The sequence below is a fragment of the Nocardia sp. XZ_19_231 genome (genome assembly GCF_015355705.1).
In the GTDB taxonomy this organism is placed as follows: Bacteria; Actinomycetota; Actinomycetes; order Mycobacteriales; family Mycobacteriaceae; genus Nocardia; species Nocardia salmonicida.
On record NZ_JACUZI010000009.1, the window covers coordinates 179,294 to 198,091 of the forward strand.

Sequence of the window (18,798 nt, forward strand, 5' to 3'; positions counted from 1 at the left end):
CCCGGTGGTTTGTTCCTGCAGGTGGCGCCGTTCACTCACGGCGAAAAAGTTCTCCGGAATTCTTTCGCCGGGGATGTCGAGAACGCGCGGGCGGCTCCGTCCCAGGGGTACGAGCAGCCGAACGGGCCTCGACGACATCGAAGGAGCGACCGCCATGGAACAGCACGAGATCACCGAGATCCTGAACCGCCCGTACAGCCAGGAACTGCTGGCCCGCGACCTGCTCCGCATGGCCTACGTCGCCAAGGACGGCACGCCGCGCAATGTCCCGGTCGGTTTCGCCTGGAACGGCGCGGAGATCGTCGTCTGCACGTCGACGAACGCACCGAAGCTGTCTTCGCTGCGACACAACCCCGTGGTCGCTCTGACGATCGACACCGAGGTGCACCCGCCGAAGATGCTGCTGATCCGTGGGCGGGCGGAGCTGGACGTAGTCGATGGCATCCCGGCGGAATACCTGGAGATGAACGGCAGCTACGAGATGACCGCCGAGCAGCGCGTCGAGTGGGAGGCCGAGGTCCGTTCGCTCTACGAGGGCATGGTCCGGATCGTCATCACGCCGACCTGGGTCAAGCTCATCGACTTCGAGACCACTCTGCCGTCCGCTGTCGAGGAGCTCATCGAGCAGCGGGCCGAACGTCAGAACGCCTGAAACCGACCTGCCCCGGCCAGAATGGGCCGAAACGAACCCGAGGAGAACATCATGGCCAAGTACCTGCTGCTCAAGCACTACCGCGGCGCTCCCGCCTCGGTGAACGACGTGCCGATGGATCGGTGGACGCCGGAGGAGGTGACCGCGCACGTGCGGTACATGGAGGATTTCGCCGCACGGCTGCAAGCGACCGGCGAATACGTCGACAGTCAGGCGCTGACCACGCAGGGCACCTTCGTCCGCTCCGACGGCGAGGGGCGCCCGCCGGTCACCGACGGGCCGTTCGCGGAGACCAAGGACCTGATCGCGGGCTGGATGATCATCGACGTCGACACCTATGACCGGGCCCTCGAACTGGCCGGTGAGCTGTCGGCGGCGCCGGGCGCGGGCGGAAGGCCGGTCCAGGAGTGGCTCGAACTGCGGCCGTTCTACACCGAATTGCCCACGGTGACCGAATGAACGAAGCGCTGGTGCGCGAACTCGTCCCCGCGGTGATCGGGGTCCTCGTCCGCCGCGGGGCCGAGTTCGCCGCGGCCGAGGACGCGGCGCAGGAGGCGCTGATCCGGGCGCTGGAAACCTGGCCCGACGATCCACCGCGCGATGCGAAAGGCTGGCTCGTCGCCGTCGCCTGGCGAAAGTTCATCGATGCGACACGAGCCGAAACATCGCGGCGGGGTAGGGAATTCGCGGTCGATGCCGAGCCGGAAGCCGGACCGGTGCCCGCCACGGACGACACACTGTGGCTGTATTTCCTGTGCGCGCACCCTTCGCTGTCGCCCGGCTCGGCCGTCGCGTTGACCTTGCGCGCGGTCGGCGGTCTGACGACTCGTCAGATCGCAACGGCCTATCTCGTGCCGGAATCTACTATGGCGCAACGGATCAGCCGGGCGAAGAAGCGGATCACCGGCTTACCGCTCGACCGTCCCAGCGATCCGACAACCGTGCTGCGCGTGCTCTACCTCGTCTTCAACGAGGGCTACAGCGGCGACGTCGACCTGGCGGCCGAAGCCATCCGACTCACCCGCCAGCTCGCCGCCTCGACCGACGAACCCGAGGTCTCCGGACTGCTCGCGCTGATGCTGCTGCACCACGCTCGCCGTGCGTCACGCACCGAAGGCCCCCGCCTGGTGCCGCTCGCGGAGCAGGACCGAACGCGGTGGGACACAGGACTTATCGCCGAAGGGGTGAGCATTCTGCAGGCGGCGCTGGCCCGCGACCGGCTGGGTGAATACCAGGCCCAAGCCGCGATCGCCGCCCTGCACGCCGACGCCCCGAGCACCGCTGAAACGGACTGGGTACAGATCGTGGAGTGGTACGACGAACTGTTGCTCCTCACCGACAGTCCGGTGGTGCGCCTGAACCGCGCGGTCGCGCTCGGCGAGGCCGACGGACCCCACGCCGGCCTCGCCGCGCTGGCCGACCTGGACCCAGAACTGCCGCGCCACAACGCATCCCGCGCCTACCTGCTCGAACGGGCGGGCGACCTCGAGCAGGCCGCCACCCTGTACGCCGAGGCCGCACACGCCGCCACCACCGTGCCCGAGCGCGACCACCTCACCCGCGAGGCGGCCCGGGTACGGCAGCTGCTGTCCTGAGTCGGCTGGTCATGAAACGACCTCGGCCTCCCCGGGTTGAGGGCCGGGGAGGCCGAGGGCGTTGGGACAGGCGGTCTAGAGGTTCGAGGGACGAATCCGCTCGGTCGGCGGATCGATCGTGCGGCGGGAGTTGGAGCCTCCGCTGCTGAGGAAGCCGAGGACGGCTCCCGCGATCAGGGCGATGGCGCCCACGATGCCCAGGATGATCGGCAGGGTCTTGCCGAAGAGGTCGAGCTTGTCGAGGCTCTCCTGGGTGACGGCCATCTGGGCCTTGATCGTCTCTTCGTCGAAGACGAGGTGCGACTTCAGCACGGAGACGTCGACCTGGCCGGCGCTACGGCCGTAGTACATGTGGATCTTCTCGCCACCCTTGAGGACCGCGCCGGTCCTCGGCTCCACCCACACGTCGCGGGTGTTGGTGTAGAAGCGGGTCATGGTGACCGGATCGGTGCCCTCGAGGCCCCACTTGGCGGCGGGCAAGGCGAGCTGGTGGGAGGGGTGCTTGACGACATCCCACATGTTCGTCACCGGGATGTCCTGGCGGAAGTGGTAGACCGGCACGCCGTTGATCTCCGACTCCTCGATGAAATCGATGTCGTAGGTGGCGCGGGCGTTGAGGTCGAAGTACGGGTACGACTTCTTCTCGGTGCCGATCGGGAAGCGGTACTGCAGGCCGCGGCGCTGCTGCTCGACGGGGATATCGGCGCCCGACTTGGGGTCGGCGGCGACGGCGATCGAACCGTTGGGCGAGGCGTCGATCGGCGCGCCGGTGACGCGGTCGAGGGTGACGCGGTCGACCGAGGCGGTGAGCAGGCCTTCCTTGGGGTCCCGGTCGTCACGACGCAGGGTCTGGCCGGCCTGGACGGTCATCTCGTCGGCGCCCGAGGGCTCCTCGACCGTCAGGAAGCGCTGCGAAACGAGCGGCACATTGGTGTTCACCGTGGCCGCGCCCTCGGTGGCGGTGAGCGACTTCGAGTCCAGCACAAGGCTCTCCTCGCCGGGCACACTCTTGGCGACCGTGGTGATACGCAGGTCGAGCGGGGTCTTGGCGACCTTGTCGACCGTGTAGGTGGGGATCATGACGGCGGCCGCGAGCAGCAGCGCGCCGAGACCGACGAGGATGCAGGCAATGAGCCTGCGTACGTTGCTCATCGCGAGCCGTACTGCACGTTGCCGAGCAGCGACGAGCCCGGATCACCGGACTCCTCGGGCGCCGGGATCGAATTCTGTTGCGCGCCCGCGGTGATGCCGAGTACGGCAATCACCCCGAGGATCGCGCCGGCCAGCCCGCTGACCAGGCCGGGGACGGCAAACTTCATAGATCGAACTCCAATTGCGTGGTGTCGACTCAGGCGACGGTGAAGAACCCGAGGGTCGGGGCGAACGAGCAGGTGCGGTCACCGTCGGCGGTGGCCGTGGTGAGCGATCCGGTGATCACTGCCGCGACCCGGCCGGGACCGGTGTCGGCGATAGCGGTGAGGGTGGCAGGGCCGTCGGCGTTGATGCCGGCCTCGGTGGTGAGCGGCTGGGTGCCGGTGCGACGGTTGTCGAGGTTGACCCACTGCACCGTCATCGGCGGATTCTGCACGACCGTAGCGGTTTTCGTGCCGAGCGCGGTGAAAACGAAGCCGGTCTGGCCCGCAGCCGGTCCGGGCGGCGGCAGCTCGGCGGGGCCGGGGACGGCCAGCGCGGTGCCGATGGAATCCGACGTCGGGCCGATGCAGCCCTTGCCGATGGTCGGGTAGAGGAACTGCGCGATGCGCGGACCCTCCGAAGGCGGCAGTTCGGGACCGCCGCCGCCGCTGCCGTCGAGGAAGGTGATGACCTTCTCGAGGGTGGCCTTGACCTGCGCGGGGATACCGGGCGTGGCCAACAGCACGCGGGCCTGGGCCAGAATCGCGGCCTGCCCGCCGTCTGCGATGGGGCCGGGGGCGGAAATCGCGCCTACGATCGTCGGTGCCAGCGCGGCGAGAGTCCCGGAGGGGACATTCTCCGCGATGGCAGGGACGCTGGGCTGTGTCGCGGCGGACTGCGGGGCAGCCATCGTCGGCGTGGGTGCCACGAGTGCCGCACCCGCCGCTAGTACGAGGGCGGACAATGCGGTCCGCGATGCTCGGGTGCTCAGCACTGGTCGGCCGTCCTTTGTTCGGTGGATAGATGAAGCGACCCGGAAAGGTCAGTGTTATTCCGGGTTTCAGATACTTTGGAGAGGTGACTACAGCGGACAGGCGGTATGGGGGTCGTACGGTCGTCGCGCGTAAAGCCGAACGACGACTGCGATTCCTGGAAGCAGCGACGCGAATTTTCGCGGAACGCGGGTACGCCACGTGCTCGCTCGCCGAGGTGTGCGCGGCGGCCGGGCTGTCCAAGCGGCAGTTCTACGAGGAGTTCGAGACCCGCGAAGACGTGCTGGTGGCGGCCTACGACCGGATCCAGGACGACGCGGCGGCCGCGGTGGGCACCGCGCTGATCGCGCTCGGTTCCACCGATCCGAAGCTCGCGCTGCGGGCCGGTTTCTGCGCGTACCTGGAATCGCTCGGCTCCGACCCGTATCGCGCGCAGGTGGCGGTGATCGAGGTGGTCGGGGTGAGCGATCGGATGGAGACCCATCGCCGGACCCGTAGGCACGCCTGGTCGGCACTGATCGAGGGGGCGCTGGACCGGGTCGGCGTGCGGCTGCGTGGCGATGCCGAGCTGACCACCGCGTTGATCACGGGCGCGGTCACCGGCGTGGCGCACGAGTGGCTGCTGCGCGAGTCGCGCCCGCCCGTCGACGAGCTGGTCGATCTGCTCACCGGCGCGGCCCTGGCGCTGGTCACTTTCGACTGACATCAGGGCAGCCTTCGGGATGGTGGCAACGATGCTCACCTGCCGCCTGCTCAATCGACTCCCTTTCCGGACAATGTGAGACCGAACGGCTTCACAGTGTGGGCGAGAGTTTGACATATTAGTGACCCAGATCGCAATGCGAGAATTTCTGAGACGGGTGTCACCTGGAGGAATGCGATGGCGGCAGCCATCGCTGCGCGCTCCACACAGGGGCCGGCGCGGGCGATCGCTCCTGGACAAATGACCGGCTGCGCTCGCGCAGTGGCAGCCGTGGGCAATCCAGCGGCAACCTGTTCCAGTTCGGTGGGGGTGCATTCGTCAGCCTTTTCGCAGAGTGCCGGCGATGGTGCCGCCGAGGACACCGGGCGTTCGGTAGGACAGGGTGCCGTCGGGTTGCAGGGCGACGGTCGAGGTGGCGCCTTGGTCCATGCATCCGCTCCCCTCGGTGAGCCTGGCACGGAAGGTGAGCCGGTCTGCGGTGGCCTCGGTGAGGGTTTCCGCGCGGGCGCAGCGGTCTTGGGAGAGCGTGCCGGTGTTGGCGGAGGTGGCCAGTTCCTGACCGACGGCGCCCGCGGCGATGGTGAGTTCGATGTCGAACTGGACAGGGCCGTCGGCGGCGCGGCCCTTCCAGGCGCCGACGAACTCGGTCGGGACGGTGGTCGTGCCCGATCCGGTGGCGGTCGAACTGGGCGGAGCAGTGGTCGAGCCGGCGGCGACGGAGGTCTCAGCGAGGGCGGTGCTGGTTCCGGTGCCTCCGGTGGGTTGAGCGTTCAGTTGGGTGCCGATCAGATAGGCACCGCCCGCGACCGCCACCGCGACCATCGCGGACGCGGCGATCAGCAGAGTCCGGGTTCGTCGCGACGCGGTAGCGGGCGGCGGTCGGCCGGCGAACGTGTCGGCGGAGTTGTGTGCGGCCACAAAGGGCGGCGGAGTGAATTGGCTGCTCATCGCCGCGAAATGCGGTCCTGGGGGAGTGCCCGGTTGCCGGGGCGCCTCCGAGGAACCGGAGGTGAATCCGCCGGACTGTCCATAGGGAGTCGGCGCTGATCCACTGGTGGCGGTCGGCCCGTACGGTCTCGAGTAGCCGGTCGGCGAGGTATGCGTCGGGTTCGCGGTGGGTAGGTTCGGCGCCGAGGTGGCCGTCGACCAGCCCGGCGCGGAGGCCGCGGCGGCTTCGGGATGCGATGCGCCGGATGGGTCGGCGGGGCCGTGATCCAGGTCGAGCAGACGGACGGCGGCGGTACTGATGTGCGCGACTACTTGTGGCGGCAGCCAACCGGCGCGTTCGGGGGCGCCGAGGCGGGCCAGTTCCGAAAGGACCTGTTCCGGTGTCGGTCTGGCGGCGGGATCCTTGGTCAAGCAGGACGAGACGAGCGGTCGCAGGGCAGGCGGTAGGGCCTCGATGCGGGGTTCCTCGTAGACGATGCGCCAGAGCATCTGCATCACCTCGGCCGTGCCGAAGGGGCCGTGGCCCGCGGCGGCGAAGGTGAGGACGCCGCCGAGCGCGAAGACATCGCATGCGGGACTGAGGGTTTCGCCGCTCACCTGCTCGGGGCACATGAAACCTGGTGAGCCGAGGAACTTTCCGGTCGTGGTGAGGGCCGAATCGGCGATCACCCTGGCGATGCCGAAATCGATCACCTTGGGTCCGTCGATCGCGAGCATCACGTTCGACGGTTTCAGGTCGCGGTGCACGATGCCCGCCGCGTGCACCGCGACGAGCGCTTCGGCGAGCCCGTGCGCCAGCGCCAGCAGCGTGGGCTCGGCGAACGGCCCGAACTGGGTGACCGCGTCTGTCAACGAGATCCCGGCGACGTAGCCGGTGGCCAGCCACGGCGCATCGGCGTCGACATCGGCGTCGAGAACCGGGGCGGTGAAGGCGCCGCCGACGCGCTGGGCGGCGGCGACCTCCCGACGGAACCTCGCGCGAAACTCGGGATCGATCAGATCCGGTCGGATCACCTTCACCGCGACGGTGCGCCCACCCGGATTCCGGCCCAGATACACCTTGCCCATGCCCCCGGCACCGAGCACGCCCAGCAGTCGGTAGTCGCCGATCCGCCGAGGATCGTTCGGGTCGAGCGGTTGCATCGCGGGTGGATCCTTCGAATCAGGCTAGCTGGGTTCGGGTTTCGGCCAGTAGCTCCGACAGCATCGGTCTGGCCGCGTGATCGTCGGCCAGTCCGGCGACGGCCTCGGTGAGAATCTTCTCGGCTTCGGTGGGGCGGTTCAGGTCGAGCAGGAGGACGGCGCGCTCGTAGTCGGCGCGGGTGGCTTGGTCGGTGGCATCGATGGCACGGAAGCCGGTGGCAGCGGCCTCGGCGCGCGGGAGGGCGTCGGCGGAACGTTCGGCACGGCGCAGGATTCGGGCGGCATTGTGGTTGTGCCGGGCCGTGTGCCAGGCGAGCAGTTCGGTGTCAGGGTGGGCGGTGGCGAGCTGCGCGATCGCCGCATCGGAGGCCGCGACGGCCGCGACCGCTGCGGCGGAGTCGCCGGTCCAGTGCAGTGACAGCGCGGCGCTGTAGCGGGAGTAGGCGACGCGGATCGGGTCGCCGTGCCTCTCGGCGGTCTCGGCGGCCAGCGCATAGCGCTCGGCGGCCTCGGCGTCGCGATCGAGCGTGTCGAGCAGATCGGCGGTCTCGACGAGAGAATAGGACTCGCCGACGAGATTTCCGGTGGCGCGGTCGAATTCGATGATCTCGTCGAGGACGACGAGTGCTGCTTCGTCCTCGTCCAGCTCGCGGTGCAGACCGACCAGCAGGAAGCGGCAGTTCCTGGCTTGCTCGTCGGCCCCTGCGCGCTCCAGCCCCGCGATGGCGTCTTCGGCCTGGTCGGCGGCGTCGAGGAATTGGCCGATGGCGCGGTAGGCGACAGCCAGATCCCACTGCACGTACGGCACTTGCGCACTACCTGCCGCGGTGCCGATCGCGATAGCGGTCAGCAACTCGCTGACCGCCTCCTCGTGCCTGCCCAGGTGGATGAGCAGGGCGCCGCGCCGCGCGTGTACGACAAGCCGCAAGCTGTCGGGAAGGTCGGCGTCTGCCAGACCCACCGCCTCATCGATCATCGCCAGCGCCGCGGCCGCATCGCCCGCGTCGCTGAGAATTCCGGAAAGGTACTGGGCCGCATCGGCCACCCGCCACGCACGACCGGCCCGGCGATACGCCGCGACCGCCGCCTGTCCGGCCGTCGCGGCCTCGGCGAGTTCAGCGTTGTTCTGGTGCAGATACATTCGGTGCCTGGCCACATCGCCGAGCAAGCTGTCGTCGGCTGCCTCGGCAGCGTCGACCGCGGCCCGGTCGAGCAAGCTCGGCAGCTCGGCGGCGTCATCACTCGACAACTCACCTCGATCGAACAGCGCGAGCAGGCCGCCGGAAAGCCGTAGCGTCGCGGCGGCTCTGGTGTGCGGTTCGGACGAACTCGCCAGGTGAGCCAGGGAATCACGCAGCAGCCCAACGGCTTCCGTCGCGTCGCCGTGCCTACTGAGCAACAGGCCGAGGCGGCCCAGATCGGTCTGGCGACGGTCTTGCTCACCTGCTGCGGCGAAATACTCGGCCGCCCGGCGCAATAGCGATTCGGCGCCGACCCGATCGGGCGTCTGCAAGCAACCGCCCGCCATCGCGGAGAGGCGTCGGCCTGCCAGGGTCGGCTCGGTCGGCTCGGGCTCGTCCGCCAGCCGCTGTGCCAACGCCCGCAATTCGGCGAGGGCGTGTTGCTTGTTCGCCTGCTCGGCGCGTTCGATCAGTTCGATGGTGGTGAGCTGGGGGATCTCGACGGCCGCTGTTGTCGCACCCGGCTCGACCGGCACCCGGTGCGCGGTGGCCGCGGACAACGGCAGGTAGTCGACGATCGGCGTGCTCGCCAGCTTCGCGTGGACCAACGCGGTCTGGTGGTCGGTGCCGTTGCGCCGGTCGAAGCGGGCGGCGATGGCGAGTGCCTCGTCGGTCAGCTCCACTTGCATTGCGCGCGCGGTCGATTCGACGGCGGGCCGGTCGGCGTTGGCGGGGCGGCGCAGCTCGGTGTCACCGTGACCCTTGTCGACGAGGGTGCGCAGGAGCAAGGCCGCGGAGGAGAGGAAGGTGAGCGCGTCTTTCGGACTCGGCGCGCGATCGAGCCAGGAGAAGTGACGGTCGAGCAGTTCGAGGCCGCGCACCTGATTGCCGGACAGGGCGCAGAACTCGAGGTGGTCGCCGATCGCGGCGAGGTCCTGGGGTTTGGTGCGCAGCAGGCGGTAGGAACGACGATGCGCGCTGCGCGCCTCGTCGAGCTGCCCGGTGCGCAGGTAGGGCAGCAGCAGTTCGGTGAGGATCAGCTGCGGTTGCTCGGAACAGCCGAGTTCACCACCGAGGACCGGGGCGGCCAGCTCCACGGCTTCGACGTCGCGGCCCTGGCTCGCGAGCCAGGCCACGCGGTTGGTCGGATCGCAGCCCTCACAGTCCGAATTCTCGTCGCGCGGTGTGGTGCACCATCTTTCGTACCATTCGGCAGCCGCGGTGAGGTCGCCGATGTGTTCGGCCACCCGGTGCCTGCGGCCGTAGACCGCGTTCAAGCTCTGGCCCTCGACCCGGTAGCGCCGTTCCATCTGATCGAGGGCCGCCAGCGCCCGATCCTTGGGCACCTCGGGGAATTTCGTCATCGCGCCCACCGCGGTCTTGAACTTCCACCGCAGCGACGGCGCCACCCACGATTCGTGGGCGCCGGGGTCGCGATCGTATTCGGCCAGGCAACGGGCGAACGGGACGAACAACTTGGCCGGGCTCATCCCGTGGCCGTACGCGTCGATCATCGCCATCCGAACGTGGAACGCGAGCTCGGTGTGCGCGCCTGCCTCCGCGTGGCGCAGGACCTGTTCCAGCAGTGCGTCTTTGGCGTCGCCGTAGGGCAGGTCGTAGGCCTGGAACAGCAGCCGTTGCAGGTCGTCGGGGGTGTTGGCAGCTTCCGACATCAGAGCTCTCCCCGGGGATCGTGAACCGCCCAGTCGAGCAACCCGACGAATGATTTGTTCAGCAGCGCGGTGTCCACCGGGCGCATCGGATGCTGGCCGAGCAGCAGCGCCTGGCTGTAGAGCGCCTCGACCGCCGTCGTCACCAAGCGAGCATCGGCGAGCCCGGTGATACGGCGTACCAACGGGTTGCGGTAGTTGAGGACCAACTGCGGACGGTCGCCTGCCTGGTCGGTATCGAAGGCGCCGAGAACATCGGCCCACAGTTCGTCGGCGACCTCGCGGGTGGCGCGCAGTTCGGCGCGGTGCTGGGCATCGCGGTCGAGCAGATACAGCGCGGCCAGCGACGGTGGGTCGAAAGTGCGCAACACGACTTCGCATTCGAGGCGGTCGAGCACGCGCTGGGCGGTGGTGAGGAAGGGCCGAAGCGCGAGTTCGGTGGCCGGATCGACGAGGTCGAAATGCGTGGCCAGCTCGGCGGGATCCAACCGGAGCACCCGAATTTCGGGATCGATCGCGGGCAGGCGCTCGAGAATATCGGTGATATAGGAGTAGCCGCCGTTCACCAGGCCGATGCCCGCGGCACTCGCCACCGCGGCGAGCTGACGGAACTCCTCCACCGACGGGGTGTAGCGGACGACGCCGAAGCGGCGGCGGAATTCGGCCAGCGGGATCTGGCCCGCGTTGGTCTCCACCGGCAACCAGCGGTCTACCAGGCGCAACATGTCGTCGTCGTGCAGGGCCAGTGCCTTCACACCGAGGTCGTGAATGCGCAGGAAGCGATGCAGCGCGGCCGGATCGGAGGTGGACAGTTCCACCAGCCAGTCCCTGATCCGGGCGCCGAGCGCTTCCCTTGTGCTCTCCAGCAGGTCGTCCTCGTAGAGGGCTTCGCGACTCGCGGTCGGGCGCAGTTCGGTGGTGTCGACGACGCAGCGGACGAAGAAGGCCCAGTCCGGCAGCAGCCCGGTGACGCTCTCCGCCAGCAGCATTCGCTTCAGATACACGCGGTGGCCGGCCTTGGCCGCCGGGTTCACCGGTTGCGGGAGCACGAAAGCCACACCGGTGACGCCGGATTCGGCACTGGCGAGATCGAAGGTGGCGAAGGGGGTGAACCCGAAGGTGTCCTCGGCGTAGGCGGCGAGCGCGTTCGAACGGTCGGCGGGAGTGGGATGGGTGGCGCGCCACGGCACTTCGGGCTCGGTGATCGACTGCCCGTCGACGGTGACCTCGACGGGCAGCAGGCTACCGAACAGCCGTGCCAGCTCGACCACGGTCGTCGGGGTGAGCCACTGCTCGGCGCCGCGGCGGGGCGCGAGGATCACGGTGGTGCCTGGTTCGTCGCGTTCTTGCGCGGCGGGCTCGACGCGGTAGCGACCGTCGGCGAAACCGGTCCAGCGCACGGTCGGGCCGCCGCGGGCCGACCGGGTGAGAACCTGGGCCTCGTCGGCGACGAGGAAACACGACAGCAGACCGATGCCGAACTGGCCGAGGAACTCGTGGCGGGCGAAGCCGAGGTCGTCGCGCTTGCCGCTGCGGCCGATCGTGGCGAGGAAGGTGTGCACCTCGGCCTCGGTCAGGCCGACGCCACTGTCGTGGACGCGGATGGTGCCGTCACCGGTGCTCGCGGGCGTCTCGATCCTGACCTGTGCGCGGGCCTGCGGGTCGATGGCGCGGCGGGCGGTGATGGCGTCGACCGCGTTCTGCAGCAACTCGCGAACGTAGACCCGTGGACTGCCGTACAGGTGATGACTGAGCAGGTCGACGATGCCCCGCAAGTCGACCTGAAATACCTGCTCCACCGGGGTTCCCTCCCACAACGCTGACCTTCTGCTCGGTCACTGTAACTGGATCTGCGACGGCTGGCCCCGCGGTTCTCTGTGTCTGTTTGCGGCTGGCCCCAGTGTTCTCGGCGCTTGACTCCACCTCTTCCCTCCCTACGGGCACTCCTTCGTCGCACCCTTCGGTCAGTCCATCGGCGGAGGCGCGCCGAGAACACTGGCGACTGCTGATCAGGATTGGTGGCAAGACAGCGACAGGGTTCGGGTCAGCGGGGGCCTCGGGTGATCTCGGTGCGGTTGGTGATGGCGAGTTTGGCGAGGATATTGCGGACGTGGGTTTCCACCGTGCGTTCGGAAAGGACCAGGTGGGTCGCTATTTCTCGATTGGTCAGGCCGGTGGCGACGAGGTCGTGCACTTCGCGTTCGCGGCGGGTGAGTGGGTCGGCGGTGCGGGTGGCCGTGGTGATTTCGGCGAGCAGGGCGTCGGCGGATCGCAGGCGGTAGGGCATCTCGAGGCGTCGGAAGGCGGTGGCGGCTTGTTCGGCGGCGGTGCGGGCGGCGCAGAGATCGCCGCGGGCGAGGAGGGTGCGGGCCAGGCCGAGGTGGCCGAGGGCGACGAACGGGCGGGCGCCGATCTCGGTGTCCATGGCCAGGCCATGGCGGTAGAGGTCGACCGCGGCCTCGAGATGGCCTGCCACACGGGCGTTGTCGGCGCGGATGCGGGCGATCGAGCCGACGCAGAAGAGAGCACCGGTGCCGTCGGCGGCGTAGTGGTGTTCGCGGCCGCCCAAGGCACGGTAGACGCGGTCGGCCGTCTCGGCGTCGTCGAGGAGTTCGGCCACGACGCCCACCGAGTACACGGTGCCGGACCAGCGCGGGCCGATCTCGAGGGAATCGGGCAGCAGGCGGAACGGCGCGAACAGCGCTCTTGCCTCCTCGAGATCGCCCGCCAAGGCGTGCATCATCGGAGCGAACACCTGGGCGATCGTGATCTTCGGGGCGAAGGCCAGCGAAGCCAGCGCCGCGGTGAGCTCGTCGCGGTCGATGTGTCCGACGATCACGGCGTGCATGCCGCGGAAGGCATGGTGCAGTCCCGCGAGGGAGTAGTCACCGATGCCGACGGCCAGCTCGTAGGCGGCGCTGTCGAAGTCGAGGGCGGCGGGGAAGTCGCCGATCAGCGCCGCGCGAGTGGCACGAAGGCGCATCAGGTGCCAGCGGGCGATCGGCAGGCGGCGGCGATCGGCGAGCAGCTCGATGTGGTCGAGGGCGTCGTCGAAGGCGGACAGGTCGCCGCGTTGCAGGGACGCGTCAGTTGTCCACACGTATCCCCAGAGTTGCGCGAGCGGCTGTTCAGCGTCGACCGCGATCTCGATCGCCCTGGCCGCGAGCTCCCTGCGCTCGTCGAGGAACTCGATGGCGGCAAGGGAGAGGTGGCGGGCGTGGATCGCGTCGAGGACGACATCGGGGTCGGTGGACCGTTCGGCGGCACGCATGGCCCGGTCGGAGAGTCCTCGTGCCTGGATGCCCGCGCCCCGGTCGGCGGCGGACAGGGCGCGCTGAGCGAGAATCCGGGCGATCGAGTCGGGATACTCGTCGGGATCGAGCAGGCGTAATGCCTTGCCGCAGAGCAGGTCCAATTGCGTCATCACCGCCGGGGTGGTGACGCCCTGGACGACGAGCCCCGCTTCGGCGAGCAGGTCAGGGCGATCGGCCTGTTCGGCGAGGGCGCCCGCCTCGACACAGTGGTCGAGGCTGGTGGCGACCCAGCCCGCGGCGAACTCGTCGCGGGCCAGTTCGATCAGCAACTGTGCGCGTTCCGCGTCCGGCGTGGCGGTACCCGCGGCATCTATTGCCCACTGGCCGAAGCGAATTGCCTCGGCGTAGGCGGCGCTGGCGCGAGCCGACCGCGCGGCGCGACGTGACCAGTGGCGGGCCTGCGGCGAGTCGGTGCGGGCGCACGCGTGGCGCCAGTGGGTCGCGATCGCGCCCGCCACTGCCGAATCCGGTCCACCTCGCGCGGCCAATGCCTCGGCCGCCGCGCGGTGGTAGGCGGCTCGCCGCGAGGGGACGAGATCGGCGTACACGGCATCGCGCACCAAGGCATGCGTGAAACCCGTTGTCTCGTCGGCGAAGCGACGAACAATGCCTGCCGTCGTCGCCGTATCGAGCGCCTTCGACACCTGATCAGCACTGCTCGGGGCGTGCTCCAGCACCGAGGTGTACACCTGCGCCAGCAGATCGGTATCGATTCGCTCGCCGAGAACACTGGCCGCACCGAGGATCTCGACCTCAGCAGGGTCGATGCGGTCGAGCCGCGCGAGGATCAGGCGGCGAATTCCGGGGACCGAGAGCAAGGGGTCGTCTCCGATATCCGTGCCGGATTCGATGACGAGGCGAACGAGCAGGGGAGTGCCGTCGGTGCGCTCGTGTACACGCTGTGCGAGATCGGGGGTGCGGCCGCGTTGTTCGAGCCAGTAGCGGACCTCGTGTTCGGAAAGTCCTGGTACCGGCAGGGATTGGAAGTGCGGCAGGCGTAGCCAGTCGGGTTGGTCGGCGAGCAGGGTCTCGCCCATTGGTTCGCGAGCGGTGCCAACGATGAGCACCTTGGTGCGCGGCGTTTCGGTGGCCACATGGGTGAGCAGGGCGAGCGAGGTGGGGTCGGACCAGTGCAGATCCTCGAGGACCAGCAGCAGCCCCGACGGCGCGGCGGCCGCGGTGAGGACGTCGGCGACCTCGGTGAACATGCGGAAACGCTGAGCGGCGGGCCCGCCGCCCGGTTCGGTGACGGTGTCGAGGGCGGCGGCCAGTTCGGGGAGCTCGCGGGCCGCGCGGCGCCACGGCCACAGCGGTGGCATCCCCGCGTCGTCGAGGGCGTTGCCGCGGGCGACCCGCAATCCAGCCTCGACCGCCAGCGTGGCGACACACTCGGCCAACCAGGATTTGCCGATCCCCGCCGGACCGCTGACCAGCACGAACCGGCCCGCACCCGAGGCCGCGGCCACCACCGCGGCGCGCAGGCGGGCGATCTCCTCATGCCGTCCGACGGCCGGAGTCTGCACGCCTAAGTATCGCGCGCGGACGCGAGTTCAGTACTGCGAATACGTACCGGCACTGATCCGCGCGCCACCGATCGGCGCGAAGCTTGATCTGTCCAATTCACCAGGTCAGGAGCTGAAATCATGTACGCACACCTCATTTGGTTCGACCAGCCACGCACTGCCGCCGAACTGGCCGCCGTCGACTTCGCCGGTGCCAACCGCATCGAGCCCGCCGTCGCCACCGTGCCGGGCCTGCTCGACTTCTACGAACTGCGCCGCGCCGACGGTTCCGGCGTGGTGATCGGCATCGCCGAGACCGAGGAGGCGCTGCACGCGGTGCGCGAGGCGATCCTGGCCACCGAACTGTTGCCGGGGGAGGACCCGGCCCTTCTGCCCGGACCCGACCGGGTCGAGATCTGCCCGGTGCTCACCCATCGCGACCGCGCCGCCATCTACGCCGAGGGGGCGATGTCATGAACCTGATCGTGGTGGGTGGCCGGATGCCGGTCGGCCGGTGTGTCGGCCTGGCCGTGCAAGCCGTCCTGCACTACAGGTCTGCCAGCGCGATGCCCGTGAGCGGGCTACCGATCCGGACCAGGTCGGTATCGACGCCGGTGCCGACGTGGACCAGGCGGATCGTGCCGGCGAGATCGCTCACATAGAAGCGGGAATCGAAACCGGTCACGCCGATCGCCTCGTGATAGCCGGTGGAGATGATCGTCGGGGTCCCCACCTCCGGCTGGACCTCGGCTCGGTAGAGCGCGTTGCCGTGGGGCGCGGCGCCGCGGTCGGTCCAGACGAGATCGCCGACACCGTGGAGTTCGACATCGATCGGCTCCGGCAGGTTCTCCCAGAGCAGTTCGATATCGGTGCGGGCGGCGGGATCCGCGCCGGGTGGCAGGTCCATGGGAGCGCGGAAGATCCGGCCGTCGCCGGCTTTGCGCGCGCCCTTCTGGGTCCAGTAGAGCAGGCGGCGATCGAGGTCGAGACAGATACCGACGCACCAGTTGCGGGCGATATCGGCGTCGACCTCGCCGGTGCCGGTGATCACGAGGGCGTGCAGGTCGTCACCGTTGAGGTCACAGGTGAGTACCTGCATGCCTTCGCGATCACACCAATACAGCCTTCCCGCTTCGAAATCGGCGGCGAGCTGCTTGCCGGTGGTGAAGGCGCCGATCGGGACGATCGTGGTGCGATTGCCGCCGTCGAGGTCGACCCGCTCGATGGAACCGTTGCGGGAGAAGAACTCCGGCTCGACGCCGCGCTCGGGTCGCGCGTCGGGTGTGCCCATATTGGTCCAATAGATATGGCCACGCAGTTTGTCGACGACAACACCGTCGGGAAACCGATCGAGGCCGTCGACTACCGTGCGCACCTGTTTGCCGTCCAGCGAAATAGCGTGCATAGCACCGGCTTCGAGATCCAATGCCACAATTTCGGTCATGGCTCGGCCCTACTTCGATTTCGGGTAGTCGTCATAGAAACCCGCACCGGTTTTCACGCCGAGTTTGCCCGCGTCGACATATTTCTTCAGCAGCTCGACCGGGCCCTTCGGCAGATTCGGGTTCTCCTGCTCGTAGTGCTTTTCGATATCGAGCACCACATCCAGACCCACCTGGTCCATCATCCGGAACGGACCCGCCTTCGTGCCGAAGTTGCGCGAGAACATCTCGTCGACGTCGTGCGGTGTCGATACACCCTCGTAGACCACCTCGAGCGATTCACGCTTGATGGCGGCCCAGATGCGGTTGAAGATGAAGCCGGTCGACTCCTTACGCACCAGGAACGGGTGCACGCCGTATTCCGGGAAGGTCTTCAGGACGAAGTCGAGAATTTCCTCGGACGTCTTGCCGTCCGACATCACGTCGAGCACCGTCGACTGCGGCGGCATGTAGAAGTGGGTGTTGAGCATGCGGTCGTTGGTCTTCAAGCCCTCGGTGAACAGCCGGCTCGCGTACGACGACGAGTTCGAGGCGACGATCGCATCGGCATCGGCATCGGCATCGAGCTGGGCGAAGACCTTCTTCTTCAGATCGAGGTTCTCCGGGACCGCCTCGACCACCAGCCACGCGTTCTTCACGCCGATGGCCTGATCCGGCACGTACTCGGCGGTGCCCGGCTTGCCGTTGGGCACCGTGGCGGCCACCTCGGGCAGCTGTTTCTCCACGAAGGCCACGGCCGCGTTGCCGACCTCGCCGTCGGGATCGATGATGCGGACCTCGCCGCCCCTGGTGGCGAACATCAGGGCGATCCGTCTGCCCAGCGTGCCACCGCCGATCACAGCGACCGGACGCTCGAAATGATTCTTCGGAACAATGCTCACAGCGACTCCCTTTGCACAGGCGACGGGGATGAACTCGGTGACGCATACGACAGCCTTGCCAGCCTAGCGCCGACGGCGGATCACCAGGCTGTGGGACGCACCCGCTTGCGTGACACCCCGTCACCACCGGTCAGAATGTGGTTGCCTTATCCTCACGTTCTTCACGTATTTCGCGCGTCAGCACTAGGGGGCTCTTCGATGACCACACTGGCCTCCGGACTGTTCATCGATTGGGAACAGCTGACGGGGCAGTCGAAGTTCGTCGTGGAGCTGATCAGTTTTCCGATCTTCAGCGCGCTCGCGGGCTGGCTCACCAACTGGACCGGCGTGCTGATGCTGTTCTGGCCGCTGTACTTCAAGGGCTTCCGGGTCCCGCTACTGCACGTGCTGTATCCCTACCTACCTCGGCGCGTGCAGGTGTTGCCCACGTTCTCCGGTGACGGGCGCCAGCTCGGCTTCCAGGGCTTCATCCCGGCACGCGCGGAGAAGATGGCGAGCATCTGCGTGGACTCGGCGCTGTTGCGAATCGGCAGCCCGCGCGACTTCATCCACGAACTCGACCTCGACGGGATCGGCGACTATCTCGCCGAACGGGCGCGCGATCAGGTGCAGCCGATCGTCGACGAGATCATGTCCCGGGAGAACCCCGACCTGTGGCGCTCGCTGCCACGACCGGTGAAACAGGCCATCTACCAGCGGATCGACCGGCAGTTGCCCGCGCTGTGCCGGCGCGCGTTCGAGACTCTCGGCGACAATATCGACCAGCTGCTCGACGTGAAGAACTTCGTGATCCGGTACCTGGAGAAGAACCCGGCCATCCTCAAGGACCTGACCACCACCATCGCCGCGCCCGAGCTCAAGTTCATGGCGCGGATCGGCCTGCTCGGTGCGCCGTTCGGCCTGATCCTGGCGCTGTACCTGCACGTGCACTCGAAGATCCCCTACTTCGGAGCGATCCCGGCCTGGGCGATCGTGCTGTTCGCCTCGGCCATGATCGGCGTGACGGTGAACGTGATCGCGATCAAGATGGTGTTCGAACCCGGCGATCCGCAGCCGCGCTACAAGTACCTGTGGCGCCAGGCGCTGCTGGCCAAGCGCCAGCCCCAGGCCGCCACCGACCTCGCGCACATCCTGGCCTACCAGGTGCTGACCGTGGAGAACCTGTCGGTCGAGCTCCTGGAAGGGCCGAACGGGGACAAGACCCGCCAGCTCATCGAACGGGTGGTGTCGGAGGAGATCCACAAGCAGCTCGGGGCGACCGCGTTCGTGGTGCGTGCCGCGCTCGGCAAGAAGCAGTTCGAGAATCTGGCGGTCTCCGGCGCCGGTGCCGGGGTGCTGTCGGCGCGCACGATGATCGAGGACGAACAGTTCGTGCTGGAACAGGCGAAGAAGATCGACGACTTCGCGGCGCGCAAGCTGCGGACATTGACGCCCGGCGAGTTCATGGAGATGTTCTACGCGTCGGTCGAACAGGACGCGTGGTTGCTGTATCTGCACGGTGGGGCGCTGGGTATCGGTGTCGGCGCACTCCACCTGCTGACCTTCGGTTGGTAGCTTCCAAATAACAAGCACGCGTGCTTGCATTTTTAGACGGTCGCTGCGACTCTTGGTGACGACGGCGCACCGCTACCGGGTCGCGCC

At 68.2% G+C, this 18,798-nt stretch carries 15 protein-coding genes; 6 read left to right on the forward strand and 9 right to left on the reverse strand.

Annotated features, from left to right (window positions below; translation table 11 throughout):
- Window positions 1–154 precede the first annotated feature (154 nt).
- From IBJ82_RS29965 to IBJ82_RS29975, 3 genes are read left to right on the forward strand one after another with little or no spacing between them, the layout of a single operon-like run.
- A complete protein-coding gene (locus tag IBJ82_RS29965; protein ID WP_194829348.1) occupies window positions 155–652 on the forward strand; it encodes a pyridoxamine 5'-phosphate oxidase family protein in 498 nt (165 codons plus the stop codon).
- Window positions 653–703: 51 nt separating this feature from the next.
- A complete protein-coding gene (locus tag IBJ82_RS29970; RefSeq protein WP_194829349.1) occupies window positions 704–1,111 on the forward strand; it encodes a YciI family protein in 408 nt (135 codons plus the stop codon).
- A complete protein-coding gene (locus tag IBJ82_RS29975) occupies window positions 1,108–2,247 on the forward strand; it encodes an RNA polymerase sigma factor (RefSeq protein ID WP_194829350.1) in 1,140 nt (379 codons plus the stop codon). Before IBJ82_RS29970 ends, IBJ82_RS29975 begins: the two co-directional genes overlap by 4 nt.
- Window positions 2,248–2,322: 75 nt before the next feature.
- Here IBJ82_RS29975 and IBJ82_RS29980 read toward each other — a convergent pair whose 3' ends face one another.
- Genes IBJ82_RS29980 through IBJ82_RS29990 form a run of 3 tightly spaced genes read right to left on the reverse strand, consistent with a single transcriptional unit; the run spans window position 2,323 to window position 4,375 of the window.
- Window positions 2,323–3,399: a DUF3068 domain-containing protein gene (locus IBJ82_RS29980; RefSeq protein WP_194829351.1), complete on the reverse strand. Its 1,077-nt coding sequence runs from the start codon at window positions 3,397–3,399 to the stop codon at window positions 2,323–2,325.
- Entirely contained in the window at window positions 3,396–3,566 is a 171-nt protein-coding gene (locus IBJ82_RS29985; RefSeq protein WP_194829352.1) for a DUF2613 domain-containing protein, read from the reverse strand. The genes IBJ82_RS29980 and IBJ82_RS29985 overlap by 4 nt, the downstream gene beginning before the upstream one ends.
- Window positions 3,567–3,595: 29 nt before the next feature.
- Window positions 3,596–4,375 (reverse strand): hypothetical protein, encoded by a 780-nt coding sequence (locus IBJ82_RS29990; protein WP_194829353.1) that lies wholly within the window; start codon window positions 4,373–4,375, stop codon window positions 3,596–3,598.
- Between the two features lie 83 nt (window positions 4,376–4,458).
- Between IBJ82_RS29990 and IBJ82_RS29995 the strand changes: the two genes are divergently transcribed.
- Window positions 4,459–5,076: a TetR/AcrR family transcriptional regulator gene (locus IBJ82_RS29995; protein WP_370585541.1), complete on the forward strand. Its 618-nt coding sequence runs from the start codon at window positions 4,459–4,461 to the stop codon at window positions 5,074–5,076.
- 318 nt (window positions 5,077–5,394) lie between these two features.
- On the opposite strand, the gene IBJ82_RS30000 is transcribed toward IBJ82_RS29995, so the two are convergent.
- The 4 genes from IBJ82_RS30000 to IBJ82_RS35530 all read right to left on the reverse strand — a co-directional run bounded on the left by IBJ82_RS30000 (window position 5,395) and on the right by IBJ82_RS35530 (window position 14,855).
- The gene (locus IBJ82_RS30000; RefSeq protein ID WP_194829355.1) at window positions 5,395–7,167 is read right to left on the reverse strand and encodes a serine/threonine protein kinase; all 1,773 of its coding nucleotides are present in this window, start codon (window positions 7,165–7,167) and stop codon (window positions 5,395–5,397) included.
- 19 nt (window positions 7,168–7,186) lie between these two features.
- Complete coding sequence (locus tag IBJ82_RS30005) at window positions 7,187–10,021, reverse strand: hypothetical protein (RefSeq protein WP_194829356.1); 2,835 nt, start codon at window positions 10,019–10,021, stop codon at window positions 7,187–7,189.
- On the reverse strand, window positions 10,021–11,817 hold the full coding sequence (locus IBJ82_RS30010) for an HSP90 family protein (RefSeq protein ID WP_194829357.1): 1,797 nt from the start codon (window positions 11,815–11,817) through the stop codon (window positions 10,021–10,023). Before IBJ82_RS30010 ends, IBJ82_RS30005 begins: the two co-directional genes overlap by 1 nt.
- Window positions 11,818–12,062: 245 nt before the next feature.
- Window positions 12,063–14,855 carry a LuxR family transcriptional regulator gene (locus tag IBJ82_RS35530; protein ID WP_194829358.1) on the reverse strand — a complete coding sequence of 931 codons (2,793 nt, stop codon included), beginning with the start codon at window positions 14,853–14,855 and terminating at the stop codon, window positions 12,063–12,065.
- Between the two features lie 120 nt (window positions 14,856–14,975).
- Between IBJ82_RS35530 and IBJ82_RS30020 the strand changes: the two genes are divergently transcribed.
- On the forward strand, window positions 14,976–15,311 hold the full coding sequence (locus IBJ82_RS30020; protein ID WP_194829359.1) for a hypothetical protein: 336 nt from the start codon (window positions 14,976–14,978) through the stop codon (window positions 15,309–15,311).
- Window positions 15,312–15,381: 70 nt separating this feature from the next.
- Here the strand turns inward: IBJ82_RS30020 and IBJ82_RS30025 are convergent, their stop codons facing one another.
- On the reverse strand, window positions 15,382–16,278 hold the full coding sequence (locus tag IBJ82_RS30025; protein ID WP_194829360.1) for a hypothetical protein: 897 nt from the start codon (window positions 16,276–16,278) through the stop codon (window positions 15,382–15,384).
- Between the two features lie 9 nt (window positions 16,279–16,287).
- Window positions 16,288–17,157, reverse strand: coding sequence for a 3-hydroxyacyl-CoA dehydrogenase family protein (locus IBJ82_RS30030; RefSeq protein WP_370585542.1), 870 nt, complete (start codon window positions 17,155–17,157; stop codon window positions 16,288–16,290).
- Window positions 17,158–17,355: 198 nt separating this feature from the next.
- On the opposite strand from IBJ82_RS30030, the gene IBJ82_RS30035 reads away from it, so the two are divergent.
- Window positions 17,356–18,711, forward strand: coding sequence for a hypothetical protein (locus IBJ82_RS30035; protein ID WP_194829361.1), 1,356 nt, complete (start codon window positions 17,356–17,358; stop codon window positions 18,709–18,711).
- Window positions 18,712–18,798 lie beyond the last annotated feature (87 nt).